Origin of the sequence: Rhodanobacter thiooxydans (assembly GCF_030291135.1) — a bacterium.
GTDB classification, from domain to species: domain Bacteria; phylum Pseudomonadota; class Gammaproteobacteria; order Xanthomonadales; family Rhodanobacteraceae; genus Rhodanobacter; species Rhodanobacter thiooxydans_A.
Genome location: NZ_CP127409.1, coordinates 578818 through 603371, shown reverse-complemented (window position 1 = coordinate 603371; position 24554 = coordinate 578818). Strand labels below are relative to the sequence as shown.

Annotated in this window: 26 protein-coding genes and 1 other RNA gene; 14 read left to right on the top strand and 13 right to left on the bottom strand. The window is 68.2% G+C overall.

Annotation, left to right across the window (positions count from 1 at the left end; genetic code table 11):
- Positions 1-79: 79 nt before the first annotated feature.
- From recG to rpoZ, 4 genes are all read right to left on the bottom strand, one after another.
- Complete coding sequence (gene recG, locus QQA13_RS02610) at positions 80-2194, bottom strand: ATP-dependent DNA helicase RecG (RefSeq protein ID WP_108471975.1); 2115 nt, start codon at positions 2192-2194, stop codon at positions 80-82.
- Between the two features lie 82 nt (positions 2195-2276).
- On the bottom strand, positions 2277-2660 hold the full coding sequence (locus QQA13_RS02605) for a RidA family protein (RefSeq protein ID WP_108471976.1): 384 nt from the start codon (positions 2658-2660) through the stop codon (positions 2277-2279).
- Positions 2661-2762: 102 nt separating this feature from the next.
- The gene (locus QQA13_RS02600) at positions 2763-4928 is read right to left on the bottom strand and encodes a RelA/SpoT family protein (protein WP_108471977.1); all 2166 of its coding nucleotides are present in this window, start codon (positions 4926-4928) and stop codon (positions 2763-2765) included.
- Positions 4929-5055: 127 nt separating this feature from the next.
- On the bottom strand, positions 5056-5346 hold the full coding sequence (gene rpoZ / locus QQA13_RS02595) for a DNA-directed RNA polymerase subunit omega (RefSeq protein WP_007509529.1): 291 nt from the start codon (positions 5344-5346) through the stop codon (positions 5056-5058).
- A gap of 198 nt (positions 5347-5544) precedes the next feature.
- Here rpoZ and QQA13_RS02590 point away from each other — a divergent pair, with 198 nt between their 5' ends.
- Positions 5545-6375 carry an MlaA family lipoprotein gene (locus QQA13_RS02590; protein WP_108471978.1) on the top strand — a complete coding sequence of 277 codons (831 nt, stop codon included), beginning with the start codon at positions 5545-5547 and terminating at the stop codon, positions 6373-6375.
- 69 nt (positions 6376-6444) lie between these two features.
- Here the strand turns inward: QQA13_RS02590 and QQA13_RS02585 are convergent, their stop codons facing one another.
- The 7 genes from QQA13_RS02585 to QQA13_RS02555 all read right to left on the bottom strand — a co-directional run bounded on the left by QQA13_RS02585 (position 6445) and on the right by QQA13_RS02555 (position 11562).
- The gene (locus QQA13_RS02585) at positions 6445-6753 is read right to left on the bottom strand and encodes an STAS domain-containing protein (protein WP_108471979.1); all 309 of its coding nucleotides are present in this window, start codon (positions 6751-6753) and stop codon (positions 6445-6447) included.
- A complete protein-coding gene (locus tag QQA13_RS02580) occupies positions 6750-7430 on the bottom strand; it encodes an MlaC/ttg2D family ABC transporter substrate-binding protein (RefSeq protein WP_108472014.1) in 681 nt (226 codons plus the stop codon). The genes QQA13_RS02585 and QQA13_RS02580 overlap by 4 nt, the downstream gene beginning before the upstream one ends.
- A gap of 50 nt (positions 7431-7480) precedes the next feature.
- Complete coding sequence (gene mlaD, locus QQA13_RS02575) at positions 7481-8332, bottom strand: outer membrane lipid asymmetry maintenance protein MlaD (RefSeq protein WP_108471980.1); 852 nt, start codon at positions 8330-8332, stop codon at positions 7481-7483.
- A gap of 34 nt (positions 8333-8366) precedes the next feature.
- The gene (gene mlaE / locus QQA13_RS02570; RefSeq protein WP_108471981.1) at positions 8367-9143 is read right to left on the bottom strand and encodes a lipid asymmetry maintenance ABC transporter permease subunit MlaE; all 777 of its coding nucleotides are present in this window, start codon (positions 9141-9143) and stop codon (positions 8367-8369) included.
- Positions 9140-9976, bottom strand: a complete 837-nt coding sequence (locus QQA13_RS02565) for an ABC transporter ATP-binding protein (protein WP_108471982.1) — start codon at positions 9974-9976, stop codon at positions 9140-9142. Before QQA13_RS02565 ends, mlaE begins: the two co-directional genes overlap by 4 nt.
- Positions 9977-10051: 75 nt before the next feature.
- Positions 10052-10705: a guanylate kinase gene (gmk, locus tag QQA13_RS02560; RefSeq protein WP_234411339.1), complete on the bottom strand. Its 654-nt coding sequence runs from the start codon at positions 10703-10705 to the stop codon at positions 10052-10054.
- Positions 10702-11562, bottom strand: a complete 861-nt coding sequence (locus tag QQA13_RS02555) for a YicC/YloC family endoribonuclease (RefSeq protein WP_108471983.1) — start codon at positions 11560-11562, stop codon at positions 10702-10704. Before QQA13_RS02555 ends, gmk begins: the two co-directional genes overlap by 4 nt.
- A gap of 105 nt (positions 11563-11667) precedes the next feature.
- Between QQA13_RS02555 and rph the strand changes: the two genes are divergently transcribed.
- The 10 genes from rph to cydX all read left to right on the top strand — a co-directional run bounded on the left by rph (position 11668) and on the right by cydX (position 21705).
- Positions 11668-12396, top strand: coding sequence for a ribonuclease PH (gene rph, locus QQA13_RS02550; protein WP_108471984.1), 729 nt, complete (start codon positions 11668-11670; stop codon positions 12394-12396).
- Positions 12397-12451: 55 nt separating this feature from the next.
- The gene (rdgB, locus tag QQA13_RS02545) at positions 12452-13057 is read left to right on the top strand and encodes an RdgB/HAM1 family non-canonical purine NTP pyrophosphatase (protein ID WP_108471985.1); all 606 of its coding nucleotides are present in this window, start codon (positions 12452-12454) and stop codon (positions 13055-13057) included.
- Complete coding sequence (gene hemW, locus QQA13_RS02540) at positions 13054-14220, top strand: radical SAM family heme chaperone HemW (RefSeq protein ID WP_108471986.1); 1167 nt, start codon at positions 13054-13056, stop codon at positions 14218-14220. Before rdgB ends, hemW begins: the two co-directional genes overlap by 4 nt.
- An 80-nt stretch (positions 14221-14300) precedes the next feature.
- Positions 14301-16601, top strand: a complete 2301-nt coding sequence (locus tag QQA13_RS02535) for a DUF1631 family protein (RefSeq protein WP_108471987.1) — start codon at positions 14301-14303, stop codon at positions 16599-16601.
- Positions 16598-16945, top strand: coding sequence for a PilZ domain-containing protein (locus QQA13_RS02530; RefSeq protein ID WP_108471988.1), 348 nt, complete (start codon positions 16598-16600; stop codon positions 16943-16945). Before QQA13_RS02535 ends, QQA13_RS02530 begins: the two co-directional genes overlap by 4 nt.
- A gap of 265 nt (positions 16946-17210) precedes the next feature.
- Positions 17211-18527, top strand: coding sequence for a Xaa-Pro dipeptidase (gene pepQ / locus QQA13_RS02525; RefSeq protein WP_108471989.1), 1317 nt, complete (start codon positions 17211-17213; stop codon positions 18525-18527).
- Positions 18528-18609: 82 nt separating this feature from the next.
- The gene (cydP, locus tag QQA13_RS02520; protein WP_108471990.1) at positions 18610-18840 is read left to right on the top strand and encodes a cytochrome oxidase putative small subunit CydP; all 231 of its coding nucleotides are present in this window, start codon (positions 18610-18612) and stop codon (positions 18838-18840) included.
- Positions 18837-20408: a cytochrome ubiquinol oxidase subunit I gene (locus QQA13_RS02515; RefSeq protein ID WP_108471991.1), complete on the top strand. Its 1572-nt coding sequence runs from the start codon at positions 18837-18839 to the stop codon at positions 20406-20408. Before cydP ends, QQA13_RS02515 begins: the two co-directional genes overlap by 4 nt.
- A 10-nt stretch (positions 20409-20418) precedes the next feature.
- Entirely contained in the window at positions 20419-21549 is a 1131-nt protein-coding gene (gene cydB / locus QQA13_RS02510; RefSeq protein ID WP_108471992.1) for a cytochrome d ubiquinol oxidase subunit II, read from the top strand.
- Between the two features lie 15 nt (positions 21550-21564).
- Positions 21565-21705: a cytochrome bd-I oxidase subunit CydX gene (gene cydX / locus QQA13_RS02505; RefSeq protein WP_108471993.1), complete on the top strand. Its 141-nt coding sequence runs from the start codon at positions 21565-21567 to the stop codon at positions 21703-21705.
- Between the two features lie 15 nt (positions 21706-21720).
- On the opposite strand, the gene QQA13_RS02500 is transcribed toward cydX, so the two are convergent.
- Positions 21721-23061 (bottom strand): aminopeptidase P N-terminal domain-containing protein, encoded by a 1341-nt coding sequence (locus QQA13_RS02500; protein ID WP_108472016.1) that lies wholly within the window; start codon positions 23059-23061, stop codon positions 21721-21723.
- Positions 23058-23621 carry a UPF0149 family protein gene (locus QQA13_RS02495; protein ID WP_108471994.1) on the bottom strand — a complete coding sequence of 188 codons (564 nt, stop codon included), beginning with the start codon at positions 23619-23621 and terminating at the stop codon, positions 23058-23060. Before QQA13_RS02495 ends, QQA13_RS02500 begins: the two co-directional genes overlap by 4 nt.
- A gap of 97 nt (positions 23622-23718) precedes the next feature.
- Here QQA13_RS02495 and QQA13_RS02490 point away from each other — a divergent pair, with 97 nt between their 5' ends.
- The 3 genes from QQA13_RS02490 to ssrS all read left to right on the top strand — a co-directional run bounded on the left by QQA13_RS02490 (position 23719) and on the right by ssrS (position 24539).
- Complete coding sequence (locus tag QQA13_RS02490; RefSeq protein WP_108471995.1) at positions 23719-23958, top strand: TIGR02449 family protein; 240 nt, start codon at positions 23719-23721, stop codon at positions 23956-23958.
- Positions 23959-23966: 8 nt separating this feature from the next.
- On the top strand, positions 23967-24275 hold the full coding sequence (locus QQA13_RS02485) for a cell division protein ZapA (RefSeq protein WP_108471996.1): 309 nt from the start codon (positions 23967-23969) through the stop codon (positions 24273-24275).
- A 77-nt stretch (positions 24276-24352) separates the two neighbouring features.
- Positions 24353-24539: non-coding RNA, 6S RNA (ssrS, locus tag QQA13_RS02480), on the top strand.
- Positions 24540-24554 lie beyond the last annotated feature (15 nt).

Sequence of the window (24554 nt, the reverse complement as noted above, 5' to 3'; positions counted from 1 at the left end):
TGAATGATTTCAAGAATTGAAAAGTGCGGCCAGGGATGGCCGCCCGTTTGATCTTTGCGATCAGGGATGATCGCAAAAATTACGCATGCGCGTAGCGCGCCGCGGCGCCGATCCAGCGCTCGATCAGCTGCGTGGTCTGCCGCGGGTGTTCGGCCAGCATGTGTTCGCCGACCTGCTGCACCGCCGGCAGCAGGTGCGCGTCGCGGGTGAGGTCGGCGATGCGGAAGCTGAGCTGGCCGGTCTGGCGGGTACCCAGCACCTCGCCCGGACCGCGCAGTTCCAGATCCTTCTCGGCGATGCGGAAACCGTCGCTGGTGTCGCGCATCACCTGCAGCCGCTCGCGCGCCAGCTGGCCCAGCGGCGGCTGGTACAGCAGCACACAGTTGGAGGCGACCGCGCCGCGGCCGACCCGCCCGCGCAGCTGGTGCAGCTGGGCCAGCCCCAGCCGCTCGCTGTTCTCGATCACCATCAGGCTGGCGTTGGGCACGTCCACGCCGACCTCGATCACCGTGGTCGCCACCAGCACGGCCAGTTCGCCGGCCTTGAATGCGTCCATCACCGCCTGCTTTTCCTTCGGCTTCATGCGGCCGTGGATCAGGCCGACCCTGAAGCCGGCTAGCGCCGCGGAGAGTTCCGCGTGCGCCACTTCGGCCGCCTGCGCGCGCAGCTGCTCGGATTCCTCGATCAGGGTGCATACCCAGTACACCTGCCGCCCTTCGCCGCAGGCGGCGTGGATGCGCTCGATCACCTCGATCCGCCGCGCATTCGAGATCGCGATGGTCTGCACCGGCGTGCGCCCGGGCGGCAGTTCGTCGATCGAGGAGACGTCGAGGTCGGCGTACGCACTCATCGCCAGCGTGCGCGGGATCGGCGTGGCGGTCAGCACCAGTTGGTGCGGCACCAGCTCGCCATCCCTGCCCTTGTCGCGCAGGGCCAGCCGTTGCTGCACGCCGAAGCGGTGCTGCTCGTCGACGATCACCAGGCCGAGCCGCGCGAATGCCACGCCCTCCTGCATCAGCGCATGCGTGCCCACCACCACCGGCGCACCCTCGGCGACCCGCGCCAGCGCCTGCTGGCGTGCCTTGCCGGTGACCTTGCCGGCCAGCCATTCCACCTCGATGCCGAGCGGCTGCAGCCAATGCCGGAAATTGTGCAGGTGCTGCTCGGCCAGCAGCTCGGTCGGCGCCATCAGCGCAACCTGATGTCCCGATTCCACCGCCGCCAGTGCCGCCAGCGCGGCGACCACGGTCTTGCCGCTGCCGACGTCGCCCTGCACCAGCCGCAGCATTGGCCGTGGCTGTGCCAGGTCGCGCGCGACTTCCTCGCCGACGCGTTGCTGCGCGGCGGTCAACCGGAACGGCAGCCCGGCCAGCAGCCGCCTGCGCAGCTCGCCGGTGTCACCCAGCTTTGGTGCACGCCGCTGCCGCACCGCCGCGCGCATGCGCCTCAGGCTGAGGTGCTGGGTCAGCAGTTCCTCGAACGCCAGCCGCTGCTGCGCCGGGTGCCGGCCCAGCATGAGCTGGCCCAGGTGCGCGTCCGGCGGCGGCCGGTGCACGTACAGCAGCGCGTCACGCAGCGAGGTGAGTCCGTGCTTCGCGCACAGCGCGGGCGGGATCAGTTCCAGTTGTGCAGCCGGCGGCAGCAGCGCCAGCGCCTTGTCGATCACCCCGGCCAGCCGTTTCGGACCCAACCCTTCGGTGGTCGGATAGACCGGGCTGAGCAACTCGTCGACCGCAGCCTCCGCATCCCCGCTCAGTCGCTGGTAGTTCGGGTGCACCATCTCCAGGCCCTGCGCGCCATGGCGTACTTCGCCGTAGCAGAGCAGCCGCGTGCCCGGCAGCAATTGTTCTGCCTGCGCCCGGTTGAAGTGGAAGAAGCGCAGCAGCAAGGTCTGCCGGCTGGTGTCGCCGATCGCCACCTTCAGCTGCGGGCGATAGCGGAAGCCGCGCTCGACCGCCTCGACCACGCCGTCGACCTGCGCCCGCTCCCCCACCCGCAGGTCGGCGATCGCGGTGATCCGGGTCCTGTCCTCGTAGCGCAGCGGCAGGTGGAACCACAGGCCCTGCACCCGCTCCAGCCCGAGCCGGGCCAGCGATGCGGCCAGCGCCGGGCCGACACCCGGCAGCGCGCCCACCGGCGTGATGCCCGGATCGGCGCCGACAACGGAAGCAGGACGGGCGGTGCGGGTGGCCATGACCTGCAAGCCTAACCGAGCACCGTCTCTTGTCGTAAGCCGGACGCCGACACTGGCTGTCGGCGCGGGGCGCCGACCGGACTCAGTCCAGGACCATCACCGCGTCGACCTCGACCTGCGCCGCCTTCGGCAGACCGGACACCTCGATGGTGGAGCGTGCCGGATACGGCTGCTGGAAGTACTCGGCCATCACCGCATTGACCGCGGCGAAGTTCGCCAGGTCGGTGACATAGATGCCCACGCGCACGATCTGTGCCAGCGAACCGCCGGCAGCCGCCGCCACGGCGGTGAGGTTGTCGAACACGCGCCGCGTCTGCGCCGTGATGTCGCCCTCGACCAGCGCGCCGGTGGCCGGATCCAGCGGAATCTGGCCGGAGAAGTACACGGTATGGCCGGCGCGCACGGCCTGCGAATACGGGCCGATCGCGGCGGGGGCTTTCTCGGTGGAGATGATGCTGCTGGACATGGGCTTGCCTCGGGTGGGAAAGGTGTTGATTGTAGGAGCGCACCGCGTGCGCGAAAACCGGCACGCAACCTGGCTGGCACTTTTCACGCGCGGGGCGCGCTCCTACAGCGGATAGCGATACGCGCCGCTGACCACGCCGGTGCGGCGCACGCGGCGGATCACGTCGGCCAGGTGCTTGCGGCTCTTCACTTCCATCGCGAACAGCAAGGTCGCGGCGGCGGAATCGCGCTCGACGTATTCCACGTTCTCGATGTTCGAGTCGGCGGCGGCGATCGCGGCAGCCACGGTGGCCAGCACGCCGGGGCGGTTGATCACCTCGATGCGCAGCTCGGCGCGGTAGTCGCCCTGCACGTCGCGGTCCCACTCGATCGCCACGCAGCGCTCGGGCGACTTGCGCAGCTCGACCACGTTCGGGCATTCCTCGCGATGCACCACGATGCCCTTGCCCGAGGACAGGTAGCCGATGATGTCATCGCCCGGCAGCGGATGGCAGCAGTTGGCGAAGCTGAGCACGCCGCGCTCGGCGCCGGTGATGCGGATCTTCTCGTGCGCGTGCGCCGACGCCTGCGGCTTGCCGGCTTTCCGCCCGCGCGACGCCAGCAGCTGGCTGGCGACCACGTCGGGCATGCGGTTGCCCAGCGCGATATCGGACAGCAGTTCCTCCAGCCGCTTCAGCTTGGAGGTTTCCAGGAAGCGGTCCAGCACCGCCGGCGGGATGCCGTCCAGGCTGCTGCCCTGCGCGTCCAGCGCGCGGTCGAGCATGCGGTGGCCGAAGTCCACCGCATCCTCGTGCTGCAGGTGTTTCAGGTACTGGCGGATCGCGGTGCGCGCCTTGCCGGTGACCACCACTTCCAGCCAGGCCGGGTTCGGCACCGCCGACGGCGCGGTGATGATCTCCACCAGCTGGCCCGACTCAAGTTTTGCGCGCAGCGGCAGCAGTTTCTTGTCGACGCGCGCGGCCACCGCGTGGTCACCTACGTCGGTGTGCACCGCGTAGGCGAAATCTAGCGCAGTGGCGTTGCGCGGTAGCGACAGGATGTCGCCGCGCGGGGTGAACAGATAGACCTCGTCAGGGAACAGGTCGATCTTGACGTTCTCGATGAACTCCGACGACGACACGGTGTTTGCCGAGCTGTCGACCAGCGACGACAGCCACTCGCGCGCCCGCGCCTGTGCGCTGTTGGCCGGGCCCGAGTCGGTCTTGTAGGCCCAGTGCGCGGCCACACCGCGCTCAGCCACCGAATCCATCTCGGCGGTGCGGATCTGCACCTCGATCGGCGCGCCGAACGGCCCCAGCAGCACGGTGTGCAGCGACTGGTAGCCGTTCGCCTTGGGGATCGCGATGAAATCCTTGAAGCGGCGATCGACCGGCTTGTACAGCGCGTGCACCACGCCCAGCGCCATGTAGCAGCTCATCGCGCTGTCGACGACCACGCGGAAGCCGTAGACGTCCATCAATTGCGCGAAGCTCTTGTGGTCGCCGTGCATCTTCGAATAGATGCTCCACGGCGACTTGATCCGGCCGACCACGCGGGCCGGCAGGTGGTCGGCGGCCAGCCGCGTAGACAGCGCCGCCTCGATCTTGCCCATCGCCTCGCGCCGGTTGCCCAGCGCGGCGCGGATGCGCTCGCTGATCACCCGGTAGCGGTCCGGATACAGCGCGCGGAAGCCCAGGTCCTGCAGCTCCGCCTTGAACTTGTTCATGCCCAGGCGCTGCGCGATCGGCGCGTAGATCTCCAGCGTCTCGCGCGCGATGCGGCGGCGCGACGGCGCGTCCTTGGCGCCCAGCGTGCGCATGTTGTGCAGGCGGTCGGCCAGCTTGATCAGGATCACGCGGATGTCGCGCGCCATCGCCAGCAGCATCTTGCGGAAGCTTTCCGCGTCGGCTTCCTGGCGCGTGCCGAAACGCATCTTGTCCAGCTTGGTGACGCCGTCGACCAGTTCAGCCACCACCTCGCCGAACTCGACGGCCAGCGTCTCGCGGCTGAGTTCGGTGTCTTCCAGGGTGTCGTGCAGGATCGCCGCGATGATCGTCTCGGCATCCAGCCCGAGTTCGGCCAGGATGCCGGCCACCGCCACCGGGTGGGTGATGTACGGCTCGCCACTCTTGCGCTCCTGGCCGGCGTGCGCCTGCGCGCCGATCTGGAACGCGCGCAGCACGCGATCAACCTGCACGTCGGGCAGGTAGGCAATACGTTCTTTCAGGGCCAACGCGTACGGCGGCAGCGCGGACAGGTCGACCGTGGCGGGGTGAGTGGCCGCAGTCATTCGCTGCCGGCGCCTGCTCAGGCGCCTACCTCGCGCCAGCCACGGCCAGCGGCTGCCATGTGCACGCACGCCGTCACACCGGCTGCACCGGTGCGACGGAGACGCGTGCTACAGCAGCCGCCGTCCATCAGTCGTCGCCGCCCTTGGACAGGTCGTCGTCGACCTCGGCCGCGGCCCACTCCAGCGCCTCGCGCTCGGCGCGCTCGCGCTCGGCCTTGTCGATCTGGTCGATCGTGGCCTGGTCGATGCGGCGGGCGGCGATCTCGCGCAGGGCCAGCACGGTCGGCTTGTCATGATCGGGGTTGACGGCCGGCTCGGCGCCCTTTTCCAGCTGGCGCGCGCGCTTGGTCGCCATCAATACCAGCTCGAAACGGTTGTCGACCACCTCGAGGCAGTCCTCCACGGTAATACGTGCCATGCGAATTCCTTAGGGAATAGTGACTTATATGGCCTGACAGTGTAGAGGAGCGGGTGCTTTGCTGGCAATGCACGCGACGCGTATCATGGCGGGCTGGCCTCGGACCGGCATGCGCTCGATGGAAGCAAGCCGAAAGCCGTGCACGATATAAAACCAGACAGTACACTTACTGCACCCCTGACGCGAACCCCCGCACCGATGCCCTCCCCGCTTCGATTTTCCAAGTTGAGCCGCTGGTTGCCCGTGCTCGCGATCACGTTGCTGGCCGGCTGCACCATTGCCAAGCCGCGCACCGACGACCCGCTGGAGAAATACAACCGCGGCGCCTACAAATTCAACGACGCGGTGGACCAGGCGGTGATCCGCCCGGTCGCGCTGGGCTACCGCAAGGTGACCAACCCGCCGGTACGCCGCTCGTTCAGCGACTTCTTCACCAATATCCGCATGCCGGTCACGGTCGCCAACGACCTGCTGCAGGCGCGCCCGAAGCAGGCACTGCAGAGTACCGGCCGCTTCCTGGTGAACCTGACCCTGGGCATCGGCGGCTTCTTCGACCCGGCCAGCCAGCTCGGCCTGCCGATCGAAGACAACGACTTCGGCATCACCCTGGCGCGCTGGGGCGCCCCGGAAGGCGACTTCCTGATGCTGCCGTTCTTCGGACCCAGCACGGCGCGCGACATCTGGCGCCTGCCGGTCGACAGCTACTTCTTCGATCCGTTGACCCTGTACGCGAACAACCACCACTACAACGGCCTGCAATACCTGCCGCAGGCGATCTATCTGGTGACCTTGCGTTCGCGCGCGATCGACGCGGAGGGCTTCCTGCAATCCGCCTACGATCCCTACGTGTTCATCCGCGATGCCTACCGCCAGCAGCGCCTGTACAAGATCTACGACGGCAACCCGCCGGTCGAGATCATCCAGCAGATGCAGGGCCTGGACGAGAAGAACTTCGACCCCGAAGAGCTGCTGGACCAGCAGCACCAGTGGGAAAACAAGCATCCGGACCAAGCCACCAAGCAGCCATAGGCGGTACCGGACACCGATACGAAGAAGGGGCCGCAAGGCCCCTTCTTCGTTGCCGCCTTCCGCAAGCGATCAGGCGATCAGGCGATCGACCTCGCATACCTGCGCCAGCGCCTGCATGCCGGCCGGCATATGCACGACCTGCAACGCCTGTCCACGTCGGGCAGCCTCCGCCGCAACCGCCAGCACGCAGGCGAGCCCGGCGCTGTCACTGTGGCGCACGCCGGCCAGGTCAAGATGCGACACGGAGCCGCCAGTCAGCGCGGACTGGATCGCCTGCAACGCCGCTGCCGCGGTGTCGAAGCTCAGCTCGCCGCGCACGCCCAGGGTGCCGGGCGTGCCGGTGTCCAGCTGGAACCCGTGTGCGGTCGCATCCGTCACGACTTGTCCTTGTTGTCCTTGGCCATCGTGTCCAGCGCCTTGGAGCCCTGGGTCTCGAGGTTGGTGATCAACTGGTCGATGCCGACCTTGCGAATCTCCGCGTCCACCTGGTTGCGGTAATTGGTGACGTAGGAAATGCCCTCGATGATCACGTCGTAAGCCTTCCAGTCGCCGCCGCGGCCCTTGCGGAACGCATAGTCGATCGACACCAGCTTGCCGTCGTCCAGCACCACCTGGGTGCGCACCACGGTGCGTTTGTCGTTGAGGTCGCCCTTGAACGGCAACACCTTCACGCGGCCGCGGGTGTAGTTGAGCAGGCCCTCGGCGTAACGATGCGTGATCGAGTTGTAGAACGCCCGGGCGAAGCGCTCGCGCTGCGCCGGCGAAGTCTCGCGGGCATGCTGGCCGAGCACCAGGATCGAGGCGTAGTCGATGTCGAAGTGCGGCAGGAACACCTCGTCGATGACGCTGATCAGCTTTTCCTGGTTCTTCTTCAGCTCGTCGCGATGCCCCTCGATCGCCGTGGCCAGCTGGTCGGCGATGGCCTGCACGATCTCGACCGGGGCCTGCTGTGCCGCCGCCGGGGCAGCGGCCGGGGCGGTCGCCTGGGCGAACGCCGGAGCGGCGGCGATGGTGCCGAATGCGATGGCGGTGGCAAGAGCCAGTCTGCGCAACATGGGAAACTCCTTCAGCAAAACCGGCTCGGCGAACCGGTGGGGATGGCGGGCTATTTGCTGCCGTTGCCGGCATCTTTCTTGTCACTGGGCGAACCGTTGACCAGGAACTTGCCGATCAGATCCTCCAGCTGCATCGCGGACTGGGTCAGGATCATCTCGTCGCCGTTCTTGAGCACTTCGGGCGAACCACCCGGCTGGATCGCAACATACTGGCTGCCGATCAAACCGCTGGTGAACACCGCCGCGGCCGAATCGTCGGGAATCGCGTCGTAGCGCTTGTCGATCGACAGCACCACCTGGGCGTTCAACTTGACCGGATCGGCGTGCACCGACTGCACGCTGCCGATGACCACGCCGGCCATCTTCACCGGCGCACCGGCCGAGAGCGTGCCGACATTGGTGAAGCTCGCCTTCACCGTGTAGCTGCCGCCGACATTGTCGACCACGCCGCCGGCACCGAAGAACTTGCCCAGCATCTCCTCCAGCGGCTGGGTGGACTTGGTCCGTGCCAGCGTGCCGCCGGCGGCCACGAACTGCTTCGCGCTGCCGTACTCAATGCCCACGTACTGGTCGCCGAGCAGGCCACTGGTGAAGATCGTCGCCACCGAATCCTGCGGGATGTGGTCGTAGTTCTTGTCGATCGACAGCTTCACGTCCGCTACGTCGTGGCCCGGCTGCAGCGTGATCGCCTGCACCTGGCCGACCCGCACGCCGGCGATCTTCACCGGTGCGCGCTCCTTCAGCTGGCCGATGTTGGTGAACTGCGCCTCGACGGCGTAGCTGTCGCCCTGGCGCACGTTGGCCACCGAACTGGTCTGCGTCGCCAGATAGGCCAGCGCAGCGAAGCCGAGCACGATGAACAGGCCGGTGCCGACGGCATAGGAACTTCTCGGTTGGCTCACGGCAGAATCCTCGGAGAACGGTGGGTCATGGCAGTCACATCAAGAAAGCAGTGAGGACGAAGTCCAGCGCCAGGATGGCGATCGACGAGGCGACCACGGTGCGCGTGGTGGCGTAGGCCACGCCCTCGCTGGTGGGCGGCGTGGTGAAGCCCTGGAACACCGCGATCAGCGATACCACCGCGCCGAACGCCAGGCTCTTCAACAGCACGCCGTTGACGATGTCGGTGTGGATGTCGACCTGGGCGGTCATGTTCGACCAGAACGTGCCGTTGTCGATGCCCAGCCAGGTCACGCCGACCAGGTGGCCGCCGAAGATCGCCATCGCGCAGAACACGCAGCACAGCAGCGGCATGGCGATCAGCCCGGCCAGGAAACGCGGCGTGGCGACGTAGGCGATCGGGTCGACCGCCATCATCTCCATCGCGGAAATCTGGTCGGTGGCGCGCATCAGGCCGATCTCGGCGGTGATCGCGGTGCCGGCACGGCCGGCGAACAGCAGCGCAGTGACCACCGGCCCCAGCTCGCGGTACACCGACAGCGCCACCACCATGCCGCTGGCCGAGGTGCCGCCGAAGATCGACAGCACATGGTACAGCTGCAGCATCAGCACCATGCCGACGAACAGGCCGCAGACCATGATGATGGTCAGGCTCATCGCGCCGACGAACCACAGCTGGCGGACCGTCTCGCGCGCATGGCGGAAGCTGCGCGGGATCGCCGCCAGCAGGGTCAGCAGGAACAGCCCGCAGGCACCGATCTGGGCCAGCGACTGGCTCACCACGTTGTTGTGCTGCGGCGCGCGTGCGTTCATTTCGCCGCTCCGGCAAAGCCCAGCTCGGTCGCGTAGTCGCCAGCCGGGTAGCGGAACGGGATCGGCCCGTCCGCCTCGCCGCCGAAGAACTGTCGCGTCCACGGCGAGCCGTCGTCGGCGATCGTTTTCGGGTCGCCCTGCGCCACCACCTTGCCGTTGGACAGCAACATCACGTGGTCGGCGATCTGTTGCACCGCGGCCAGCTCGTGCGAGACCAGCACGCTGGTGATGCCAAGGGTCTGGTTCAAGGTACGGATCAATTTCAGCACCTGGTTCAGCGCTACCGGATCGAGCCCCACGAACGGCTCGTCGTAGAGGATCAGCTGCGGGTCGAACACGATCGCCCGCGCCAGTGCCACCCGCCGCGCCATGCCACCGGACAGCTCGTTCGGCATCAGCCGCGCGGCACCGCGCAGGCCGACCGCCTGCAGCTTCATCAGCACCAGGTCGCGGATCAGCACCTCCGGCAGTTTCGTGTGCTGGCGCAGCGGGAACGCCACGTTCTCGAACACGTCGAAATCGGTCAGCAGCGCGGAATTCTGGAACAGGTAACCCACGCCTTCGCGCAGCTTGTACAGCTCCTCGCGCGACAGCCTGGCCACGTTGCGGCCGTCGACGTGGATGCTGCCGGCGTCGGCGTACATCTGCCCGGTGATGTGTTTGAGCAGGGTGGTCTTGCCGGTGCCGCTGGGGCCCATGATCGAGGTGATCCTGCCGCGCGGGATGTCCAGGTCCAGCGCGTCGAAGATGGTCTTGCCGCTGAGCACCGTGGTCAGGCCGCGGATGCGCACCAGGGTGGTGTCGTCAGGCGTGGCGTGAGCGGTTTCGTTCATGGGCGGCACATGCGGGGAGGTAAGCGGACAAGGTAGCCGAAGCGTCGTGCCAAGACCATGTGCAGGCGCCCCGGCTCAACCGGCCTCGTCGGCCAGTAGTTCGGCGATCAGCGCCTCGTGCCGCCGCCACTGCAGTGCGCTGCGCAGGCGCACCGCCCGCACGATCGCCTGCAGCCCGGCCAGCGCCTCGTCGAATACGTCGTTGACCAGGATGTAGTCGAACTCGTGCGCATGGGCGATCTCGCCGCGCGAATTGCGCAGCCGGCGCTCGATCACCTCGGCGCTGTCCGAACCTCGACCGCGCAGGCGCCGTTCGAGTTCCGCCCGCGATGGCGGCAGGATGAACACGCTGACGCAGTCGGGTTTGCTGCGGCGGATCTGCTGGGCGCCCTGCCAGTCGATCTCCAGCAGCACGTCGCGCCCCTGCCCCAGCAGCTCCTGCACGGTGGTGCGCGAGGTGCCGTAGAGGTTGCCGTGCACCTCGGCGTGTTCCAGGAAGATGCCCTCGGCGATCTCGCGCTCGAACTCGGCGCGCTCGACGAAGTAGTAGTGCCGCCCGTACGTCTCGCCGACCCGCGGCGGCCGCGTGGTGTGCGACACCGACAGCGAGATCGCGCTCTCGCGCTCGAGCAGCGCGTTGACCAGGGTGGACTTGCCGGCGCCGGAGGGCGCGGCGACCACGAACAGGGTGCCCTCGATCGGCCTGCCGCTGGCATCGAGCATGCTCATTCGATGTTCTGCACCTGTTCGCGCATCTGCTCGATCAACACCTTCAGCTCCACTGCCGCGTTGGTGCTGCGCGCGTCGACCGACTTGGAGCCCAGCGTGTTCGCCTCGCGGTTGAACTCCTGCATCAGGAAATCCAGGCGCCGGCCGACCGGTTCCTTCAGGCCCAGCACGCGGCGCGTCTCGCCGATGTGCGTGCTGAGCCGGTCCAGTTCCTCGTCCACGTCGGTGCGGGTGATCTGCAGCACCAGTTCCTGCTCCAGCCGGCCTGGCTCGACCGGCTGCTTCAGGTCGGCCAGCCGCGTTTCCAGCCGGGTGCGCAGCGCGCTGCGGATCTCCGGCATCCAGCCGCGCACGTCGGCCACCACGCGTTCGATCGCGTCCAGCTTGTCGCGCAGGATTTCGCCCAGCTTCGCGCCCTCGCGCTCGCGGGTGGCGGTGAGCGCGTCCAGCGCGCGGTCGAGCACGTCGAACAGCGCGGCCTGCTGCGCCTCCGGATCGACCTCGGCCTGCTGCATCACGCCGGGAAAGCGCAACAGCTCGGTGAACTGCACCTGCATTCCCGGAAACCGCGCGATCATGTCCAGATTCAACTCGGACAGACGCGTCAGCAGCGCGTTGTTGATCTGCAGCAATTCGCCGCGCGCATCGCCGGTGCGGCGCACGGTGAGGTCCAGCTTGCCGCGCGACAGCTTCGCCGCCACCCGCTCGCGCAGCTGCGATTCGAACACCCGCAGGTCGTCCGGCAGGCGCGGGCTCAGCTCAAGGTAACGATGGTTGACCGTGCGCAGCTCGCAGCCGAGGGTGCCGGCGGGGCCGGTGGTTTCGGCACTGGCGTAAGCCGTCATGCTGCGGATCATCGGATGCCGTCCGGACGTGGAGAAAGGACGCAATGGTAAACTCTCCCGTCCCGCCTTGCCCAATCCGGCCAGGCGACCCCAGGACCTGCCCCATGAATTCCCCACATGAATGACATCCGCCGCCCCAGTGGCCGCACCAGCGACCAGCTGCGTCCGGTCAGCATCGAACGCCACTACACCCGCCACGCCGAAGGCTCGGTGCTGGTGAGCTTCGGCGACACCCGCGTGCTGTGCACCGCCAGCATCGAGGATCGCGCGCCGGCCTGGCTGCGCGGCAAGGGCGAGGGCTGGATCACCGCCGAATACGGCATGCTGCCGCGCGCCACCAACACCCGCACCCAGCGCGAAGCCGCACGCGGCGGTCAGGGCGGCCGCACCATGGAGATCCAGCGGCTGATCGGCCGCAGCCTGCGCGCCTGCGTCAACCGCCAGGCGCTGGGCGAGCGCGTGATCACGCTGGACTGCGACGTGCTGCAGGCCGACGGCGGCACCCGCACCGCGGCGATCACCGGCGCCTACGTGGCCCTGGTCGACGCGGTGAACCTGCTGATGAAGCGCGAGAACCTCAAGCGCAACCCGATCGTCGGCGCGGTCGCCGCGGTCTCGGTGGGCATCTACAAGGGCGTACCGGTGCTCGACCTCGACTATGCCGAGGATTCGGATTGCGACACCGACATGAACGTGGTGATGAACGACGGCGGCGGCTTCATCGAGGTGCAGGGCACCGCCGAAGGCCACGCGTTCCGCCGTGGCGAGATGGACACGATGCTGGCGCTGGCCGAAAAAGGCATCGGCGACCTGGTCGCGGCGCAGCGCGCAGCGCTGGCCCGATAACGCAGGACGGGCAGTGCCCCCTGCGCCGCATTTGCCAAAGATCTGGAATGAATCCATGACGCAACGCCTTGTGCTGGCCAGCAGCAACCCCGGCAAGCTGAAAGAGTTCAACGCGCTGCTCGCCGACAGCGGTTTCGAGGTGGTCACGCAAGCGAGTCTGGGCATCGCCGACGCCGAGGAAACCGGCCTCAGCTTCGTCGAGAACGCGCTGCTCAAGGCGCGCCACGCCGCCCGCGCCAGCGGCCTGCCCGCGCTGGCCGACGATTCCGGCCTGTGCGTGGATCACCTGCACGGCGCGCCTGGCCTGTACTCGGCGCGCTACGCCGGCCGCCACGGCGACAACGCCGCCAACAACACGAAGCTGTTGCGCGAGCTGGACGGCCTGCCGACGGAACAGCGCGGCGCGTTCTTCATCTGCGTGCTGGCGCTGCTGCAACACGCCGACGACCCCGCACCGCTGATCGCCGAAGGCCGCTGGCACGGCCGCGTGCTCGACGCGCCGCGCGGCGCGCAGGGTTTCGGCTATGACCCGCTGTTCCTGCCGCACGGCCAGACCCTCGGCGCCGCCGAGCTGGAGCCGACGCTGAAGAATCGGCTCAGCCACCGTGGCCAGGCGCTGGTGAAACTGCACGACCGGCTGCGCGAACTGCGCCACGCATGAGCCTGATCGCGCCGCCGCTGTCGCTGTACATTCACATGCCGTGGTGCGTGAAGAAGTGCCCGTACTGCGATTTCAACTCCCACGGCCTGCGCAGCGAGCCGCCACCCTACGCCGACTATATCGACCACCTGCTGGTCGACCTCGACGCCGATCGCGCCGACTTCGCGCCGGCCCTCGAAGGCCGCCCCATCATCAGTGTGTTCTTCGGCGGCGGTACGCCCAGCCTGTTCGCGCCGGAACTGATCGCGCGCCTGCTCGACGGCGTGCGTGGGCGGCTGCCGCTGGCCGATGACGCCGAGATCACCCTGGAGACAAATCCCGGCACGGTCGAGCATGGCCGTTTCGACGGTTACCTGGCCGCCGGCGTCAACCGCATCTCGTTCGGCGTGCAGAGTTTCGACGACGACAAGCTGCGCCGGCTCGGCCGCATCCATTCCGCCGGCGAGGCCGAGGCCGCGGTGAAGTCGGCGCAGGACGCCGGCTACGAAAACATCAACCTCGACCTGATGTACGCGCTGCCGAAGCAGGAGCTGGACGGCGCGCTGGCCGATGTCGAACGCGCAGTGGCGCTGGCGCCGACCCACATCTCGCACTACCAGCTGACGCTGGAGCCGAACACCGCGTTCGCCGCCAACCCGCCGCCGCTGCCGGACGACGACCACGCCTGGGCGATGCAGGAAGCCTGCGAGGCGCGCCTGGCCGAAGCCGGCTACGGCCAGTACGAAATCTCCGCCTACGCCCGGCCCGGTCGGCGCTGCGTGCATAACCTCAACTACTGGCAGTTCGGCGATTACCTCGGCATCGGCGCCGGCGCGCACGGCAAGCTCAGCGACGCGGCCAGCGGCGAAATCCATCGGCGCTGGAAGACCCGCGGGCCCCGCGCCTACATGGACGCCACCGGCGGCCCCGCCCGGATCGGCGGCGACAGCGTGGTCGGCGCCAGCGAACTGCCGTTCGAGTACATGCTCAACACGCTGCGCCTGGTCGACGGCGTGCCGATGGCCGCATTCGCCGCACGCACCGGCCTGCCGCCGGAATGCATCGCCGCCGCGCTGGCGGTGGCGCGCGGCCGCGGCTGGCTGCACGACGATCCGCAACGGCTGCACACCACCGCGCTGGGCCAGCGATTCCTCAACGACGTGATCGCTGCTTTTCTCGACTGAAAGGCACCCGGCACCCGGATGGCATAGCCGCCGCAACCGGCATAGACTTGCCACTCCGGGGGAATTACCAAGGTTCATGCATGGATGTCGGGCACGATCGACGTCACTCATCCGCGTCGCACCACGGCGGCCGCATCGGCAGCGCGCGCTGGCCGGCGCGTGCGCAACGCCTGCTGGAGGCCAGCTACGGCCTGTGCGTGGAAGGCCTGCAAGAACCCCTGCGCCGCTGCCTGAGCGAATTCGAGAAGCAGCTTTTTGCGCTGGCCGAGCGCGCGCACCAGGCCGCCGAGCAGCAGGACTGCTTCGCCAGCCGGCAACGTGTGCTGCAGGGTCGCACCACCTTCGCGCAGCGTTTCATGGAACATCTCGGCAGCACGCTCAACGAGGTCGACAGCACCAGCGCCAGCACCAGGCCGACCACGGCCGCCACCGGCGTCAAGCCTTGGCAAACACTGGCATTGGTCGACCCCGGCGAGCAGGAAGTGTCGATGGCCCTGGAACAGCTGGGCGCCCGCGGCGAGGTGCGCCACGGCAGCGTGCTGTACGAACTGGGCCACCGGCTGGCGGTGCTGATCGGCGCACCGCCACTGGAAGGCCAGGCGCTGCCGCTGGGGCCTTATGCGATAGCACAGGCATGCCATGCGGCCGGCGCCGAGCTGGAACTACCGCTGAAACATCAGCTGCTGCTGCTGCAGCATTTCGACCAGTGGGTGATCCAGGCGCTGGCGCCGTTGTACGACATCATCAACGCCCACCTGCAGGGCGACGGCATCCTGCCGCAGTTGCGCAGCATCCCGGTCCCGCGGCACATTGGCAAACGGGCACGCCCCCTCGCCGGCAGCGGTTCTGCCACGGCTGGCGAGCCGGCACCGGCAGCCGGCACGACGCAAGGCCATGGCACGGCGCAAGGCACCGGCTCCGGCGCGCCGATCGAGGTGCTGGAATCCCTGCGCGACCTGCTGGCGCGGCAACGTGCCAGCCAGAGCGGCGTCAGCGGCCAGGCGGTCGGCCGTGCCGCCAGCGAGCAGGAACTGGCCTCCGCACTGGGCGCGCTACAGCTGCACCTGGCCCAGGTCACCGACCAGGCCGGCCGCGAGCTGCGCAGCGCGGCACGGCTGCGTGAGGAACTGCTGGCCCAGCTCAACGCCGGCAAACCCGGCGACGCGCCGCGCACCCAGCTCAGCGACGAGCAGGGCGACAAGGTGGAACTGGTCGCACGGCTGTTCGAGCAGCTTGGCCAACAGATGCAACAAGGCGGCAGCGCCCACCACCTGCTCAGCGACCTGCAACTGCCGGTGCTGCGCATGGCGGTGGCCGACCGCGGCTTCTTCGAGAAGCGCGAACATCCAGCACGCCGGCTGCTCGACACGGTGACCGCGGCGGCGAACGACTGGCTCGACGGCAGCGACGACGAAAGCAACCGCCCGCTGGCAACCAAGCTCGAGCAACTGGTCAGCCGCGCCAGCCAGGAGCCGCCCAGCGCCGGCCTGTACACCACGCTGCTGGCCGACATCGAGCACCACCTGGCCCTGCTCACGCGCAAGGCACAGGCGGCCGAACGGCGCCATGTGGAAGCGGCGCAGGGACGCGAGCGGCTGGATCAGGCGCGCCATCGCGCCGGCGAGCTGATGACCGAACGCTTCACGCAATCGCCACCGCGCGGCCTGCTGCGCGCCCTGCTCGACCGTGCCTGGTCCGACGTGCTGGCGCTGACCTTGTTGCGGCACGGCGAGGACAGCGAAGCGTTCCGCGCGCAACTGGCGATCACCGACCAGCTGCTCGGCCGCCTGCCGGTGGACGACCGTCTGCAACTGCAGGCGGAGGTGGAAGCCGGCCTGCAGCAGATCGGCATGCACGTCGAGGAGGCGGTGCAGGTGGCGCAGCGGCTGCTCGGCGCGGGCCGGCCCGGCCCGGCCGTGGAACTGCCCAGCGCTACCGACCTTGCGCTGCGCCTGAAGCAGCACCAGCGGCTGGGCGAACAGCAGGCCAGCCATGAAGCAGGCGCCGGCCCCGCACCAGCTGCCGCACCGGCGGTCGCGGCGCCCGACCCGCGCGAGCAGCGCATTGAGCAGCACCTGCGCGAGCTGCCGTTCGGCAGCTGGTTCGAGTTCGTCGATCCGGACACCGGGCAAATCGTCCGGCGCAAGCTGGCCTGGCACTCGCCGATGTCCGGGCGCTGCCTGCTGGTCAGCCGGCGCGGCCAGCGCGGCGAGGAGATGAGCCTGGCGCAACTGGCCCACGAGATCGCCAGCGGCCGCGTGTGCGAGGTGCCGGCGCAGCCGGAGAGCCTGCTCGACCGCGCCTGGCGCAGCCTCACCGGTAACCTGCGTCAGGCGGCCGAGCCGCGCCGCTCCACCCCACCGGGAGCCGCCCACCGATGAGCAGCAGCGACCAGCGCCGTGCCGAACGCAAGCGCGCCACCATCAACGCCGTCGTCACCGACGCGATCAGCGGCCTGCCGATCGGCCATCTGGGCAACCTGTCGACCACCGGCATGCTGCTGATCAGCGCGCAGGCACCGCGCAGCGAGGCGCTGTACCAGGTCAGCATGACCCTGCCCGGTTCGGAGCGGATGCTGGCCCAGTCGCAGCCGATCGAAGTCGGCATCCAGGAACAGTGGCACGAATCCGCTGCCAGTTCGGGGCAGATCTGGGCCGGCTACCGCATCGTGGCGATCACCGACGCCGACGCCGCCCGGATCGAGAGCTGGCTGGCGCAAGCCTGAGCCAGCCAGTTCACGAAGGGCGCTTGCCCGGGCGCCATCATTCCCGCGGTTTTCAACAGCCGCACGGCTGGTCAGGCAGGGTTGACGAAACCCGGGGATCGAACCTCTAGGCAAGTGTCATGGCTCCGGCACTCCACTGGCAGCCACCGCGCCCGCGCGTCATCATGGGCGGCGTCCTTCCCTCCCCAGTTCATCACCGGCGGTCCCCGCCCTGCATGCCGCCGCGCACGCAGTGATTCGGCCGACCGGCACCGCAGGAGTCCCCATGCACGACCAACTCGCCCGGCTGTATCCACACCACCTGGCCAGCGTGCGCGAACGCGCCGACAAGGCGCTCGCGCTGGGCGGCTTCGACCACCTGCTGGTCGCCGCCGGCACGCCGCCGCGCAAGTTCCTCGACGACCAGGACTACCCGTTCATCGCCCATCCGCATTTCAGGCACTGGCTGCCGCTGACCGATGCGCCGGGCAGCTGGATCGCGTACACCCCGGGAACCAAGCCGAAGCTGATCTTCGTGCAGCCGCGCGATTACTGGCATGTGGTGCCCGAGGCGCCGCACGGCTACTGGGTCGAACATTTCGACATCGTGATCGTGCGCAGCGCGGCGGAAGCCGTCGCGCAGCTGCCCGCCGGCAAGCGTGCGGTGATCGCTGCTGCCTGCCCCGCCGTCGATGGCGTCGAGGCAAACAATCCGCCGACCGTGCTCGATTACCTGCACTGGCATCGTTCGTACAAGACGCCCTACGAACTGGCACTGATGCGTGAAGCCAGCCGCATCGGCACGCGCGCCCACCGCGCCGCCGCGGCCGCGTTCCGCGCCGGCGAGAGCGAGTTCGGCATCCACCTGGCCTACCTGGCCGCCGCGAAACAGATCGACGCCGAACTGCCCTACGCCAGCATCGTGGCGCTGAACGAACACGGCGCGGTGCTGCACTACACGCACTTCGACCGCGCGCCGCCGGCGCACCACCGCTCGTTCCTGATCGACGCCGGCGCCAGCGCCGCCGGCTACGCCAGCGACATCACGCGCACCTACGCCACGCCGCAGGCCGCCGAGTTCCAGGCACTGATCGACAGCGTAGACGCCGCCCAGCAGGGTTTCGTGGCGAAAGTGCGCGCCGGGCAGAGCTACCCCGAGCTGCACATCCACGCCCACCACGTGCTGGCCGGCGTGCTGCGCGAGCACGGCTTCATCCGCATGAGCGCGGAAAGCGCGGTCGAGTCCGGCGTCAGCAGCGCGTTCTTCCCGCACGGCCTGGGCCATCCGATCGGCCTGCAGGTGCACGACGTCGCCGGCTTCCAGCAGAGCGAACGCGGCGGCAGCATTGCGCGTCCAGACGGCCATCCGTACCTGCGCATGACCCGCGTGCTGGAAGCAGACATGGTGGTGACGATCGAACCCGGCCTGTATTTCATCGACATGCTGCTGGCCGAACTGCGCGACAAACCGGTCGCCGCCGACATCGACTGGGCCAGGGTCGACCACTTCCGCCAATACGGCGGCATCCGCATCGAGGACGACGTGGTGTGCACCGACGGCGCGCCGGAAAACCTCACGCGGGACGCGTTCGGCATGCTGTAACTCACTGCTGCGACATTCGTCCACATGGCCGAAACATCCCTGCGGCGTATGCTGACGGGCAGATAATGCACGGATTCGGCGCATGTCCAGTTCTCCGGTTTCCAGCACTTCCGCCGGGACCTTCGATAAGCCGCCGCGGCCACTGCGGCGGCTGACGCTTGAGCTGTTCGGTATCGTCGCGCTGAAGATCGCGGCGCTCACGCTGATCTGGTGGGTGGTGTTCGCGCCGCAGCCGAAACCCGACGTCAGCCCGGCTGCGATCGCACAGCGGCTGGCCCCCACCGCCCACGCGCCATCGGAAATCCAGCCATGATGCTGATCGACGCCGACGTCGTCACGCTGTCGCGCCTGCAGTTTGCGCTGACTGCGCTGTATCACTTCCTGTTCGTGCCACTGACGCTGGGGCTGGTGTGGATGCTGGCGATCATGGAGAGCGTCTATGTGATGACCGGGCGCGAGGTGTGGAAGCGCATGGTGCAGTTCTGGGGCGTGCTGTTCGGCATCAATTTCGCGATGGGCGTGGCCACCGGGGTGACCATGGAATTCCAGTTCGGCATGAACTGGGCGTACTACTCGCATTACGTCGGCGACATCTTCGGCGCGCCGCTGGCAATCGAGGGACTGATGGCGTTCTTCCTCGAAGCCACCCTGGTCGGCGTGTTCTTCATGGGCTGGGATCGCATCTCGCGGATCAAGCACCTGCTGGTGACGTGGTTCCTCGCGCTGGGCACCAGCCTGTCGGCGCTGTGGATCCTGGTGGCGAACGCGTGGATGCAGCATCCGGTCGGTTCCGCGTTCAACCCGGACACGATGCGCATGGAAGTGACCTCGTTCTCCGAGGTGTTCTTCAATCCGGTGGCGCAGGAGAAGTTCGTGCACACGGTGAGCGCCGGCTACGTGCTGGGGGCGATGTTCGTGCTGTCGATCAGCGCCTGGTACCTGCTGCGCGGACGCAACGTGGATTTCGCCAGGCGCTCGATGACGGTGGCGGCGAGCTTCGGGCTGGCGGCGGCGTTGTCGGTGGTGGTGCTGGGCGACGCCTCCGGCTACACCGTGTCGCTGAACCAGAAGATGAAGATGGCGGCGATCGAGGCGATGTGGCACACCGAGCCGGCACCGGCCTCGTTCACCCTGCTCGGCATCCCGGACGTACAGCAGCGCACCACCCACTTCGCGGTGAAGATTCCCTGGGTGATGGGTCTGATCGGCACCCGTTCGCTCGACGAAACGATGCCCGGTATCGCCGAACTGGTGGATGCCGCCAAGGGTCGCATCGGCAACGGCATCCAGGCCTACGACGCGATGCTGATGCTGCGCCAGGACAAGGACAACGTGCAGGCCAGGGCCACGCTGGCCGCGCACGACAAGGACCTGGGTTATGCGCTGCTGCTGAAGAAGTACGTGGACGATCCGCGCCAGGCAACGCCGGCGGACATCCAGAAGGCTGCCGACAGCACCATTCCGAACGTGCCGGTGCTGTTCTGGGCATTCCGCATCATGGTCGGCTGCGGCTTCTATTTCATCGCACTGTTTGCGTTCTCGTTCTGGAAGGCCAGCACGCGCACGCTGGACAGCCGTCGCTGGTACCTGCGCCTGGCGCTGTGGAGCCTGCCGCTGCCGTGGGTCGCGATTGAACTGGGCTGGATCGTGGCCGAGTACGGCCGCCAGCCGTGGGCGATCGACGGCGTGCTGCCGACGGCGCTGGGCGTATCGTCGGTGAGCGCCGGCCAGGTGCTGACTTCGCTCGGCGGTTTCGTGTTTTTCTACACCGCGTTGGCGATCGTCGACGTGTTCCTGATGCTGAAGTTTGTGCGCAAGGGGCCGGACGGGCTGGGCATCTGGCCGCCGGCGCTTGCCGCCATCCCATCCGGCCAGCACTGAGGACATCGCCATGCTCGACTACGCCACGCTGCGGATGATCTGGTGGGCCTTGCTCGGCACGCTGCTGATCGGCTTCGCGATCATGGATGGCTTCGACTTCGGCGTCGCCGGCCTGCTCAAGGTGCTGGGACGCGACAACGACGAACGCAAGGTGCTGCTGGAAGGCATCGAGCCCACCTGGGAGGGCAACCAGGTGTGGTTCATCCTGGCCGGCGGCGCCACCTTCGCGGCGTGGCCGATGCTCTACGCGGTGTCGTTTTCCGGCATGTACATGGCGATTGCGCTGGTGTTGCTGGCGCTGATCCTGCGTCCGGTCGGCTTCAACTTCCGCGGCAAGATCCACGACCCGCGCTGGGCCTCGTTGTGGGACTGGGTGCTGGCCGGCTCCGGGCTGGCGGTGATGCTGCTGGCCGGCGTCGCGTTCGGCAACCTGTTCCTCGGCCTGCCGTTCCGCTTCGACGACGACCTGCGCATGAGCTGGCACGGCGGCTTCCTCGACCTGCTGCATCCGTTCGCGTTGCTGTGCGGCCTGGTCTCGCTGGGCATGCTGCTGGCGCACGGCGCCTGCTTCGCCGCGCTGAAGGCCGACCACGCCATCGCCGTGCGCGCGGTGGCAATCGCGCGTTGGGCGACCCTGGTGTTTGCCGTGCTGTACGTGCTGGCCGGCGTGTGGCTGGCCTGGGGCATCCCCGGCTACGCGATCGTCGGCCCGGTGCTCGCTGATGGCGTTTCCAATCCGTTGTACAAGCAGGTCGCCCATGGCAGCAGCTGGTTTGCCGGCTACATGCAATATCCGTGGTTCTGGGCCGCACCGCTGCTGGCGCTGGCCTCGGCGGTCGGCGTGCAGGCGCTGGTCGGCCGGCGCAGCGTGGCCGGCTTCATCGCCAGCAGCCTGATGGTCGGCAGCACGATCGCCTCGGCCGGCTTCGCGCTGTTCCCGTTCCTGCTGCCGTCCAGCCTCGACCCGCGTTCCAGCCTTACCGTGTGGGACGCCTCGTCGAGTCGCGGCACGCTGCAGCTGATGCTGCTGGCCACCCTCATGCTGCTGCCGATCGTCATCCTCTACACCAGTTGGGTATACCGGGTGATGCGCGGACGAGTCACGCTGGAGCAGGTGCGCAAGGCGCACGGCGGTTATTGAAGGGAGTGCGGACCGATGTGGTATTTCTCATGGATCCTCGGGCTGGGCTTGGCCTGCACCTTCGCGATCCTCAACGCGATGTGGTACGAAGTACACGCCACCGACGAGGCGAACCGGCTGCGTGACGACTCGGCATTGCCGGACGAACTGACCTAGGAGCCTGTCGGGCTCCTAGCGTCCGGCCAGCAACGCCTCGATCGCCTCGGCCTCTTTCGGCACGGCGGCGGTCAGCACCTCGTTGCCGTCGCGGGTCACCGCCACGTCGTCCTCGATGCGGATGCCGATGCCGCGCCAGCGCTCGGCCACCGAGCGGTCGTCCGGCGGCACGTACAAACCCGGCTCCACCGTCAGCACCATGTCCGGTTCGAGCAGGCGCGATTCGCCGTCGACCCGGTAATCGCCCACGTCGTGCACGTCCAGCCCCAGCCAGTGGCCGGTCTTGGCCGGAAAATAGCGCCGGTAGCTGCCGTCGGCGATCGCCGTGTCGGCATCGCCCTTGAGCAGGCCCAGTTCGCACAGGCCTTCGGCCAGCACGCGCACCGCCGCCGTGTGCGCGGCGCCGAACGGCCGCCCCGGACGCACCTCGTCGATCGCCGCCAGCTGCGCGGCCAGCACCACTTCGTACAGCGCGCGCTGCTCGCGGCTGTAACGGCCGTTGACCGGGAACGTGCGGCTGATGTCGGACGCATAGCAGTCCAGTTCGGCGCCGGCGTCGATCAGCAGCAGCTCGCCGTCGCGCAACGCCGCGCGGTTGCTCTGGTAGTGCATCACGCAGGCATTCGCGCCGCCGGCGACGGTCGGCGAAAATGCCGGCACCGCGCCGCGGCTGCGCACCACGCGCAACAGCTCGGCTTCCACCTCATATTCGTGGCGACCGGGCGCGGCGATCCGCATGGCGGCCAGGTGCGCGTCCACCGCGATCGACGCGGACGCGCGCATCAGCTTCAGCTCGGCACGCGACTTGTACAGGCGCAGATCGTGCAGCAGGTGGCCGAGCGCCACGAATTCCTTCGGCACCACACCGCCGCCGCGCAACTGGCGCAGGCGGCGCATCCAGCCGAGCAGTTGCGCGTCGAACTCCGGCTCACGGCCAAAATGGCAGTACACCCGGCCGCGACCCTCGATCATGCCGGGCAGGATGTCATCGATGTCCTCGATCGGAAACGCGTCGTCCATGCCGTAGGCGGCCACCGCCTGCTCGGTGCCGATCGACTGGCCGTGCCAGCGTTCACGCTCGGGATCGTGTTCGCGGCAGAACAGCACCACCTCGCCGTGCCGGCGCCCCGGCAACAGCGCCAGCACCGCGTCGGATTCGGGGAAGCCGGCCAGGTAATGGAAGTCCGAATCCTGCCGGTACGGCCACGCCGCGTCGGCATTGCGCATGCGCTCGGGCGCGGCGGCGACCAGCAGCACCGCATCCTCGCCAGCCATCTGCATCAACTGGCGCCGGCGCCGCGCGAATTCGTCCGGACCGATCGCCAGCGCGGCCAGTTTCGGCGCGCTCGGGATCAATGCACGGTGCCGCTGGCAGACGGGTCGGGCGCGGCGCACTCGGTGTACAGCAGCATCGCGGCGACGCGCACGAACTCCTGCACCTCGATCAGCGCATCCTCGTCTTCGTCCTCGCTGCCGAAATCGAACGACGAGGCGGCGATCGTACCGAGATCGCGCAGCACCTCCTGCGCCTCGTCCGACAACTGCGCATGCGCCGCGGTGCCGGCTAGGCCGAAGCCGCCGAGGAAGCCGCGGCACCAGTCAACCATCGCCTCGGCGCGCTGCTCCAGTGGACGGTCGTCCTCCGGCAGCAGCGGCTCGAAGCCTAGCTCGGGGTCGGCCAGCTCGGTTTCGCTCTGCCGGGCCAACCGGGCCAGCAAGGCCAGGTCGTCCGCATTGGCGTCGGTCGCCTCGCCATCGAGCTGCAGCGCGGCCAGCACCGAGCTGCCGCGCAGCGAGCCGCCGCCGGCCAGGTAGCCGCACAGCGAGCCATGCAGTTCGCTGGCCTCGGTGCCCAGGCGCAGGCGCCTGACCAGCGCGTCGATGTCGTCGTGACCCACAAGTCCGGGTGCCGTCATGGCGTTGCTCCTGCTGGGAATGGCCGCCAGTTTAATGCAGCCCGGCCCCACCTCCGCGCCGGCTGATTTCCGCCGGCGTCCTGTTATAGTTTCGGGCATGAGTACGCCCGATCCCCTCCAGCCCGATCCGGTCCATCAGGAGTTGGCCTCCCTGGCCCGGCAGCTTGACCGGCTGCTCGATACGGTGCGCCGCCTCACCGAGGAAAACCGCAGCCTGCGCCAGAGCCAGGAGCAACTGTCCGGCGAACGCGCCGGCCTGCTGGCCCGCAACGAGCAGGCCCGCAGCCGCGTCGAGGCGATGATCCAGCGGCTCAAATCGCTTGAAAGCAACGGCTGATAGAAACCATGTCCAGCAGTGAACCGGTCGCGCTGCGACTGATCGACCGAGAATTCCTGATCGCCTGCGCGCCGGAAGAGCGCGACGGCCTGCTCGAGGCTGCCGGCTTTCTCGACCGCAAGATGCGCGAGCTGCGCGCGAACGCGAAGGCGCCCAGCTTCGAGCGGCTGGCGGTACTCGCCGCGATCAGCGTGGCGCACGAATTCCTCAGCCTGCGCAAGCAGCACGACAACCAGGAACAGCGTCTCAGCGACGGCCTCGCCGCGCTGCGAAGCAAGCTTGATGCCGTTCTCGACAGCGAGCCAGTCAAGCGCTGAAAAAGCTTGCCTGCATGAACCCGGGCTGGCCGCGGACAGTGGCGCATTCGGGATCAAGCGCCTAAAATCGCTCTCGGCGTTTTCTGCGATGTGCGCCAGCACACTCTTACATTTGCCTTGTTCCTAAATACGGCCCCGGGTCGGCTTCACATCGGCTGTTGTGCATGTCCGCCACGTGCGGAAAGCCTTGAGGCCATGTAGCTCTCCCACCTGATCCATCGTGGATCAAGGTCGTTCGGTGGGCAGCGGCATCGCGGTTGACGCCACTCATTCCCCCGC

Excerpts from the sequence above, each read along its gene's own strand:
- recG (WP_108471975.1), bottom strand. The coding sequence starts at position 2,194 with ATGGCCACCCGCACCGCCCGTCCTGCTTCCGTTGTCGGCGCCGATCCG.
- QQA13_RS02605 (WP_108471976.1), bottom strand. The coding sequence starts at position 2,660 with ATGTCCAGCAGCATCATCTCCACCGAGAAAGCCCCCGCCGCGATCGGC.
- QQA13_RS02600 (WP_108471977.1), bottom strand. The coding sequence starts at position 4,928 with ATGACTGCGGCCACTCACCCCGCCACGGTCGACCTGTCCGCGCTGCCG.
- rpoZ (WP_007509529.1), bottom strand. The coding sequence starts at position 5,346 with ATGGCACGTATTACCGTGGAGGACTGCCTCGAGGTGGTCGACAACCGT.
- QQA13_RS02590 (WP_108471978.1), top strand. The coding sequence starts at position 5,545 with ATGCCCTCCCCGCTTCGATTTTCCAAGTTGAGCCGCTGGTTGCCCGTG.
- QQA13_RS02580 (WP_108472014.1), bottom strand. The coding sequence starts at position 7,430 with ATGTTGCGCAGACTGGCTCTTGCCACCGCCATCGCATTCGGCACCATC.
- mlaE (WP_108471981.1), bottom strand. The coding sequence starts at position 9,143 with ATGAACGCACGCGCGCCGCAGCACAACAACGTGGTGAGCCAGTCGCTG.
- QQA13_RS02565 (WP_108471982.1), bottom strand. The coding sequence starts at position 9,976 with ATGAACGAAACCGCTCACGCCACGCCTGACGACACCACCCTGGTGCGC.
- gmk (WP_234411339.1), bottom strand. The coding sequence starts at position 10,705 with ATGAGCATGCTCGATGCCAGCGGCAGGCCGATCGAGGGCACCCTGTTC.
- QQA13_RS02555 (WP_108471983.1), bottom strand. The coding sequence starts at position 11,562 with ATGATCCGCAGCATGACGGCTTACGCCAGTGCCGAAACCACCGGCCCC.
- rph (WP_108471984.1), top strand. The coding sequence starts at position 11,668 with ATGAATGACATCCGCCGCCCCAGTGGCCGCACCAGCGACCAGCTGCGT.
- rdgB (WP_108471985.1), top strand. The coding sequence starts at position 12,452 with ATGACGCAACGCCTTGTGCTGGCCAGCAGCAACCCCGGCAAGCTGAAA.
- hemW (WP_108471986.1), top strand. The coding sequence starts at position 13,054 with ATGAGCCTGATCGCGCCGCCGCTGTCGCTGTACATTCACATGCCGTGG.
- QQA13_RS02535 (WP_108471987.1), top strand. The coding sequence starts at position 14,301 with ATGGATGTCGGGCACGATCGACGTCACTCATCCGCGTCGCACCACGGC.
- QQA13_RS02530 (WP_108471988.1), top strand. The coding sequence starts at position 16,598 with ATGAGCAGCAGCGACCAGCGCCGTGCCGAACGCAAGCGCGCCACCATC.
- pepQ (WP_108471989.1), top strand. The coding sequence starts at position 17,211 with ATGCACGACCAACTCGCCCGGCTGTATCCACACCACCTGGCCAGCGTG.
- cydP (WP_108471990.1), top strand. The coding sequence starts at position 18,610 with ATGTCCAGTTCTCCGGTTTCCAGCACTTCCGCCGGGACCTTCGATAAG.
- QQA13_RS02515 (WP_108471991.1), top strand. The coding sequence starts at position 18,837 with ATGATGCTGATCGACGCCGACGTCGTCACGCTGTCGCGCCTGCAGTTT.
- cydB (WP_108471992.1), top strand. The coding sequence starts at position 20,419 with ATGCTCGACTACGCCACGCTGCGGATGATCTGGTGGGCCTTGCTCGGC.
- cydX (WP_108471993.1), top strand. The coding sequence starts at position 21,565 with ATGTGGTATTTCTCATGGATCCTCGGGCTGGGCTTGGCCTGCACCTTC.
- QQA13_RS02495 (WP_108471994.1), bottom strand. The coding sequence starts at position 23,621 with ATGACGGCACCCGGACTTGTGGGTCACGACGACATCGACGCGCTGGTC.
- QQA13_RS02490 (WP_108471995.1), top strand. The coding sequence starts at position 23,719 with ATGAGTACGCCCGATCCCCTCCAGCCCGATCCGGTCCATCAGGAGTTG.
- QQA13_RS02485 (WP_108471996.1), top strand. The coding sequence starts at position 23,967 with ATGTCCAGCAGTGAACCGGTCGCGCTGCGACTGATCGACCGAGAATTC.